This window comes from Pseudovibrio sp. W64 (assembly GCF_001623145.1).
Classification (GTDB): domain Bacteria; phylum Pseudomonadota; class Alphaproteobacteria; order Rhizobiales; family Stappiaceae; genus Pseudovibrio.
In genome coordinates, this window is sequence record NZ_LMCI01000018.1 from 134,958 (window position 1) to 142,357 (window position 7,400).

Below are 7,400 nucleotides of genomic sequence, written 5' to 3' on the forward strand. Positions count from 1 at the left end.
CTCTGCGGTGAACCAGAAAACACTTGCAGCCTGAGAAAAGCACTGTACGTTCTCTGCTGATACGTAAAAAGCTGTATTGGGAGGTGCGGTGTTGGGTCGCTCTCCAGATTTTTGAGGTTTTCATGAATCAGGTTGCTACACCGAAGTTTGGAATTGGTGCTCCCGTTCGCCGAAAAGAAGATGCTGCCTTTATTTCTGGCAAGGGCCATTACACGGATGACCTGAAGGTGGCTGGTGCAGCACATGCCGTTGTTTTGCGGTCTCCTCTCGCGTTTGCCAAGTTCACCTTAGAGGGAGTGGATGAAGCACGGGCTATGGATGGTGTGCAGCTTATTCTGACTGCTGCGGATATTGAAGGGACGAACTCTATCCCGTGTAAAGCCGTGCTTCGGCAGCTGGATGGGACGAAGCACTGGGTGCCTCATCGTGAAGTTCTTTGCTCTGATACAGCCCGGTTTGTTGGTGATGCTCTTGCGTTTGTTGTTGCCGATACGGTGGAGCAAGCGCGGGCTGCGATGGAGGCGATTGAGGTTGACTACGAGGATGTTGATCCGGCAATCGGAACTGAAGCAGCTTTAGAAGACGGCGCTCCGCTTGTGTGGCCTGAGCATGGGTCTAATGAGGCCTTTCACATTGGCATGGGTAACAAGGAGGCGATGGAAGAGGCCTTCCAGAATGCGCATCATGTTACCAAGATCAAGGTGATCAACAACCGTCTGGTGTCCAATGCGATTGAGCCGCGAGCTTGTATTGGCGAGTTTGATGGTGAGAGCGGCAGGTATACGCTGACCACTGGAACGCAGGGCGGTCATGGGATGCGTGATCTGATTGCCAAGAACATACTCAACGTCGACCCTAAAGATATCCGCGTTGTGACACCTGATGTGGGTGGTGGTTTTGGAACCAAGATGTTCACCTATCTTGAATATCCGCTTTGCCTGATTGCCGCAAAACGTCTTGGTCATCCCGTGAAATGGCTTCAAGAGCGTACTGAGCACTTCATGTCTGATGCGCATGGCCGGGATAATGTATCCACGGCTGAGCTAGCGCTTGATGAAAACGGCAAGATGATCGGCCTCAAGGTGCATGTGCTTGCAAATATGGGGGCTTACCTGCACGAATTTGGCCCAGGTATTCCGCAGATCGGCATCACCATGACCCCCGGTCTTTACGATATCCCCGCAACATGGGTGGAAGCGACAGGCGTTTATACCAATACAGTGCCGGTGGATGCGTTCCGAGGGGCAGGGCGTCCGGAAGCGCTTTATCTGATGGAACGTCTGGCAGACAAAGCTGCGCATGAGATGGGTATGGATCCGGCGGAGTTCCGCCGTCAGAGCTTTATCCCCGACGCTGCTCTGCCTTATACGACAGCGCTTGGCCGCATGTATGATACGGGTTCCTTTGGAACTCACCTGACCAAGGCGCTGGACGAGATTCATTATTCGACGTTTGCGGAGCGTGAAGCGGAGAGCAAGGCAAAAGGTTTGTATCGCGGTGTTGGGCTATCGACCTATGTGGAGGCCTGTGCCTTTGCCGGTGGTGAGGAAGCTAAGCTTGAGCTGAACACGAACGGCAGCGTTACTTTGCTGATTGGAACGCAGAGCAACGGTCAGGGGCACGCCACCGCTTATGGCCAAGTCATTGCAGAACATCTTGGTTTGCAGCTTGACCAGGTTGAGATGGTTCAGGGAGATACGGACCGTGTTGCGACTGGCGGTGGTACCGGTGGATCGCGGTCCATTCCGATTGGAATGCCATCTGTGAAAGCGGCTTCTGAAACGCTGGTTAAGAAGATCAAAGAGATCGCCAGTGAAAAGCTTGAGGTTGGTGTTGGGGATCTGACGTTGGAAGACGGGCAGGTGCGCGTGGTTGGTACCGACCAGCAAGTCAGCCTTGTTGATGTGGCTGGTTCGCAACCGGAGACCTTGAATGCAGCGGAAAAAGTCATGCAGGATGAATGTACTTATCCCAATGGCACGCATGTGTGTGAGGTGGAGATTGATCCGGAAACGGGCAAGACGGACGTGGTCAGTTATGTGATCGTGGATGATTTTGGCGTGACGGTGAATCCGATGCTTTTGGCTGGTCAGGTGCATGGTGGTGCGGGGCAGGCGATCTCGCAGGCGCTTTGTGAGAACACGGTTTATGATGAAACCGGGCAGCTGCTGTCAGCGTCCTTCATGGACTATCATGTTGCACGTGCTGATGATTTGCCGAATTTCGACTTCTCGACGAGCAATGTTCCTTCCACGACAAATGCGATGGGCATCAAAGGGGCTGGTGAGGCTGGTTCTATTGGAGCGGCGCCGGCGGTGATGAATGCTGTGCAGTATGCACTGCGCAAGAATGCAGGTGTTGAGCATATAGATATGCCCGCGACGCCGGTTGCTGTCTGGAGCGCTATTCAGGACGCTCAGAGTTAAGCTATCAAGATCGTAAAGCTTGAAATAAGATTGTGCAGGCGGGCTGGTGTCCCGCCTGTTTTCGTAGGTATCAGAACGCTTTGAAAGTGATGATGGTTCTGGTGTCCTGGATGCCTTCGAAGACCTGAACTTTGTTTGCAACGAAGTGTCCGATGTCTTCGTTATCATCGATGTAGAACTTGGCCAGCAGGTCGAAATCCCCGGAGGTGGAGTAGATCTCGGAGGCGACTTCCGCGTCTGCGATGGCGTTGGCAACCTGATAGGTTTTTCCGAGCTGGCATTTGATCTGTACAAAGAACGGAATCATAAATCTGCTATCCTTCTGTCCCGAAAGGCTGATTTGTCTTTCAGGGATGCGCTCAAATTTGAGTTTGCGTTGTTTTGTGAGCATTTTGCGTTGAAGCTGCGTTTTTTTGCAAGCTTTTGCGTTTTTTATGCGAAATCTACCCCCAGTTGCCTTTTGTCGCTGCCTCTCGTTTCCGCTTGCAGTTCGCTCTCTTGTTTGCTAGCAAAAAATTCTAACCAATGGGGGTGCTCGGAAGTGACTGACGGGCTGAGAGGCGCAAAGCCAACTCCTAGAACCTGATCCGGATTGTGCCGGCGGAGGGAATTGGGATGAGTACCAAGGTAATCGTTCCCGCCGTAATCTATAGGGGAGCGAAAACAAATGTCCTACACAAGTGAAAATCTCTGGGAAGTCTTTGAGAGCGTGCGTGAGCGTGGTGTTCGGGTTCATTGCCTGACGAACTCTGTTGCGCAGAGCCTTACCGCGAACATCATGTTGGCTTGTAACATTGTGCCTTCCATGACAGCGGCCCATGATGAAATTCCTGCATTTGTCGAGAGTGTTGACGGGTTGCTCCTCAATCTTGGTACGCTGGATGGAAAGAGGCGACATGGTATTCGGCTTGGGCTTGAAGGGGCTGCCAAAAAATCTATGCCCGTGGTTCTGGACCCGGTTAAAGTAGATCGGTCAGACATTCGCATGGAGTTTGCGAAAGATATTCTGAAAGAGAATGTTTCGATCCTTAAAGCAAACATGACTGAGAGCGCTGGGCTGAGTGGAGCTGTCACCGAGAACGCACTGATTGTGCGCACCGGTATTGAAGACGCTGTGTTTGGCCGGGAGACGACCTATACCGTGGGCAATGGGCATGCTTATATGGACAAGGTGACTGGCATTGGCTGTGCGCTGGGCGGTGTGCTGGCTGGTTTTGCCGCTACCGAGCCAGATAAGGAACTTGCCGTGCTTGCTGCGCTTGCTGTCTATGGTGTATGCGGCGAGATTGCCGCAGAGCAGGCGAACGGACCGGGAAGCTTCACTCCAGCTTTCATCGATACCCTTTATGGCTTGAAGGCTGACCAGTTCAACGAGCGTCTCAAGCTCGAAACAATGAATAATAAAGGTGGGGTATTGGCCTAATGAGTGCGATTGCAGTCACAATTGCAGGGTCGGATTCCGGTGGTGGTGCCGGAATTCAAGCAGACCTGAAGGCCTTTTCGGCTCGTGGGGTCTATGGGGCTAGTGTCATCACTGCACTGACGGCCCAAAATACCAAAGGTGTGACAGGTATTCATGATGTGCCGCCAGCATTTGTGGCAGAGCAGATGGATGCTGTTTTTTCTGACCTGAAGGTGGATGCCGTGAAAATCGGCATGCTTTCACAGCCAGAGATTATCGCTGTTATTGCCACAAAGCTGGCGGAATATAATGTTAAGCGCGTCATCCTTGATCCGGTGATGGTTGCAACTTCTGGTGATGTTTTGTTGCAAAACTCCGCCGTTTCGGTCCTGAAGCAGAAGCTGTTTCCCATGGCGGCGTTGATTACGCCGAACATGCAGGAAGCGGCCTTTTTGCTGGACCAGCCGGTAGCTGAATCCCGTGAAGACATGCACAGACAAGCGTTACTGCTGCTGGACATGGGTGCTAACGGGGTTCTGCTGAAAGGCGGACACGGATCTGATGATACCTGTGATGATCTCTTCCTCTCCCGTGATGTGGAGAGGTGGTATACGGCGCCAAGACATAAAACGCAGAATACACATGGGACTGGCTGTACCCTGTCTTCTGCGATTGCGGCGGAACTGGCCAAGGGGTTGGCGCTGCAAGATGCCATTGGCGAAGCGAAAGAATATATTAGTCAGGCGATTAAAGCTGCGGATACGCTTGACGTAGGCGAGGGACATGGGCCTGTGCACCATTTCCATGAATTCTGGTCTGAATAAAAGGCGGAGATAATGACCAAGAACAAAGAAAACAATCTGACCCGCCGTCAGGCGCTGGGGCTAACTGCTGGGGCGGTTGCCGGTAGCGCTGCACTTGCTGCACCTGCACTGGCTCAGGATGCTGATCCGGTGATCGAATGGCGCATGGTGACCAGCTGGCCCAAGAACCTGCCGGGCCCAGGCATGTCTGCGCAACGCATTTGTGATCGCATCAACATTATGAGTAATGGTCGGATGCGTGTGCGCCTGTTTGCTGCAGGTGAGCTGGTTCCGGCTTTTGAGGTGTTTGACGCTGTTTCAAGCGGCACTGCACAGATGGGCCATTCAGTTGCTTTGTACTGGGCTGGCAAGATGCCGGGTTCGGTGTTTTTTACGACTGTTCCTTTCGGTCTGCTGCCTCAGGAGCACACTGCCTGGGTGGACCAGATGGGTGGACAGGAACTTTGGGATGAGCTTTATGCGCCGTTTGGTGTGAAGCCGTTTATGGCTGGTAATGCTGGCCCTACCATGGCGGGCTGGTATCGTGAGCCTGTTGAGACGCTGGATGACCTGAAAGGGCGCAAACTGCGCATGGTAGGTCTTGGTGGTGAAATCATGCGCAAGCTTGGTGTTACTCCGGTCAACATTCCAGCTTCCGAGATTTTCACCAGTCTGCAAACGCGTGTGGTGGATGGTGTAGAGTTTCTCGGTCCATGGACAGACAGTGCGCTGGGCTTCCATAAACTGGTCAAATACTACTACGGTCCGGGCTTTAATAAGCCAAACGGCACCGGTGAGGCAATTGTGAATGCGGTTGCTTTGGAAGGTTTGCCAGCTGAGCTTCAGGCGGTGGTTGAAGAGGCTTGCCGTGTGGAAGCTGACTTGGCGCTTTCTGAGGCCAATGCGCAGAATGCAGCGAGCCTTAAGGTGCTGCAGGAAGAGCATGGGGTAGAGATTCGCGAATTCCCGGAAGAGGTTCTTGCAGCATTGAAGGAAACCAGTGTTGAGGTGCTGGATATCTATACCCAGAAAGACAAAACAGCTCGTAAGATTTATGAGAGTTACATAGAAGCGCAGGAGCTTCTGGCGGGGTGGAGCGCTCTTTCACTGGGCAAAAACATCTCTGCAAGAAGTTAACTGGCAGATCAAATCGCGTTTGAAGGGCCCTCCATTTGGAGGGCCTTTTGTTATGCGGAAGTTTTGTCACAGAAAATGTTTCAGTGTACCTGCCTGAAATGCGAATAACCAAGTGATTGTAAGTGAGCTGGGCATTGTTGTTTTATGAAGTCGACGTCTCATACCTTTAAATATGCCAGTGCAATTACTCTTTAATATTTTCAATCATGAGGAAGAGAGCCGAATCAATAAGTAACTCGTAGGTTGATCATGGCACTACTTGAATGTTTTCTTGAGAACAGAAAGTACCGTGCATGTCCAGATATTTACCCATTACGATCGCTAGCCTTTCTTCCTTGCTGATTGCGTCTGATGCATTTGCCGGTGCTTTTGCTGTTCGTGAGCAATCTGCGTGGTATCAGGGGCTCTCCTTTGCGGGAAATGCAACTGTCTCCAAAAGCCTCTCCAGTATGTACTGGAACCCGGCGACCATGACTGGTCATGACGGTGTCCAGGTGGAAACTTCGCAGACATTTGTGTTTCCACGCGCAACGATTGATCTGGATACGGCGACAATTGATGGATTTGGTCCAATTACTGGAGTTCCTTACTCCTCAGGTGATATTGGGGTGGATGCCTGGGTGCCAGCAGGATATGGCACTTGGAAGATTAATGACCGCCTTACTCTTGGCGTCAGTTCCAATGCACCTTATGGCTTTGAAACCAAACCTCAAATTGAATGGGCGGGGCAGGTCTATGCGCGGTCTTCCCGTGTGCTTTCTGTCAATGTTACGCCGATGGCGGCTTATGAAGTCACCGAAAAATTCTCTGTTGGGGTTGGGTGGCAGCTTCAATATTTGCAAGTGAGGCTGAAGTCTGCGACGGGTGTTCCGCCAATTGCTGCGAATTCACCAACTGCGGAACTGCGCGGCGAAGACTACAATCTCGGATTTGGGGCAACCCTTGGAGCTCTTTTTAAGCCGTGGGAAGGCACTCAGCTTGGTATTGGGTATCGCTCGCCCATTGAGCACAACCTTAAGGGGCGGCTTGTGGTCGGTGGTGGCACGCCAACTCCAATTCGTTCCAACATCATTATGCCAGAGACTGTGACAGTTTCCTTCCAGCAGGTATTGAATGAGCGCTGGCGCGGGATGGGTACGTTTGAATGGACGCATTGGTCACGGTTTAGCACCTTCCCGGTGTTCAATCTGCAGGATCAGGTGGTTTCCGAGTTACCATTCCAATACAACGACGGCTACTTCATCTCGCTTGGTACGGAGTATGATTTCACTCAGAACATCACTGGTCGGTTTGGGCTGGCTTATGAGTGGTCTCCAATTGACGAAGCGAACCGGACACCGCGACTGCCTGATTCAAACCGGTTCTGGCTGAGTGCTGGGGTGAGTTACTTCTACGAGGATTGGCTGGAAGTTGATTTTGGCTACTCGCATATCTTTCCAGAAAGCTCAAACATCAACATCAATCCGGACCACCCGTTCTATGAGGGCATTACCATTCAAGGGCCGGTCAATGACACCAATGTTGACATCATCAGCTTTGGTGCACGTTTGAAGTTCTAAAGCAGTTCGCATTTAAGCTGAATCACCTGAACTGCTTTAGTCTTTGTTTTTGCGTATCTTTATCCGAAAACCG

At 51.8% G+C, this 7,400-nt stretch carries 6 protein-coding genes and 1 riboswitch; of the genes, 5 read left to right on the forward strand and 1 reads right to left on the reverse strand.

Annotated elements, in window-relative coordinates:
• Positions 1 to 122 precede the first annotated feature (122 nt).
• Positions 123 to 2,426: a xanthine dehydrogenase family protein molybdopterin-binding subunit gene (locus PsW64_RS09425; RefSeq protein ID WP_063303575.1), complete on the forward strand. Its 2,304-nt coding sequence runs from the start codon at positions 123 to 125 to the stop codon at positions 2,424 to 2,426.
• A gap of 70 nt (positions 2,427 to 2,496) precedes the next feature.
• Here PsW64_RS09425 and PsW64_RS09430 read toward each other — a convergent pair whose 3' ends face one another.
• On the reverse strand, positions 2,497 to 2,733 hold the full coding sequence (locus PsW64_RS09430) for an Lrp/AsnC ligand binding domain-containing protein (protein WP_057462693.1): 237 nt from the start codon (positions 2,731 to 2,733) through the stop codon (positions 2,497 to 2,499).
• Positions 2,734 to 2,943: 210 nt separating this feature from the next.
• A riboswitch (TPP riboswitch) is annotated at positions 2,944 to 3,052 on the forward strand.
• 41 nt (positions 3,053 to 3,093) lie between these two features.
• Between PsW64_RS09430 and PsW64_RS09435 the strand changes: the two genes are divergently transcribed.
• The 4 genes from PsW64_RS09435 (at position 3,094) to PsW64_RS09450 (ending at position 7,327) form a co-directional block, all read left to right on the forward strand.
• Positions 3,094 to 3,849 (forward strand): hydroxyethylthiazole kinase, encoded by a 756-nt coding sequence (locus tag PsW64_RS09435; protein WP_063303437.1) that lies wholly within the window; start codon positions 3,094 to 3,096, stop codon positions 3,847 to 3,849.
• The gene (gene thiD / locus PsW64_RS09440; protein WP_057462664.1) at positions 3,849 to 4,652 is read left to right on the forward strand and encodes a bifunctional hydroxymethylpyrimidine kinase/phosphomethylpyrimidine kinase; all 804 of its coding nucleotides are present in this window, start codon (positions 3,849 to 3,851) and stop codon (positions 4,650 to 4,652) included. The genes PsW64_RS09435 and thiD overlap by 1 nt, the downstream gene beginning before the upstream one ends.
• Positions 4,653 to 4,664: 12 nt before the next feature.
• Positions 4,665 to 5,768 carry a TRAP transporter substrate-binding protein gene (locus PsW64_RS09445; RefSeq protein ID WP_063289640.1) on the forward strand — a complete coding sequence of 368 codons (1,104 nt, stop codon included), beginning with the start codon at positions 4,665 to 4,667 and terminating at the stop codon, positions 5,766 to 5,768.
• A gap of 293 nt (positions 5,769 to 6,061) precedes the next feature.
• A complete protein-coding gene (locus tag PsW64_RS09450; protein WP_063303438.1) occupies positions 6,062 to 7,327 on the forward strand; it encodes an OmpP1/FadL family transporter in 1,266 nt (421 codons plus the stop codon).
• Positions 7,328 to 7,400: the final 73 nt, after the last annotated feature.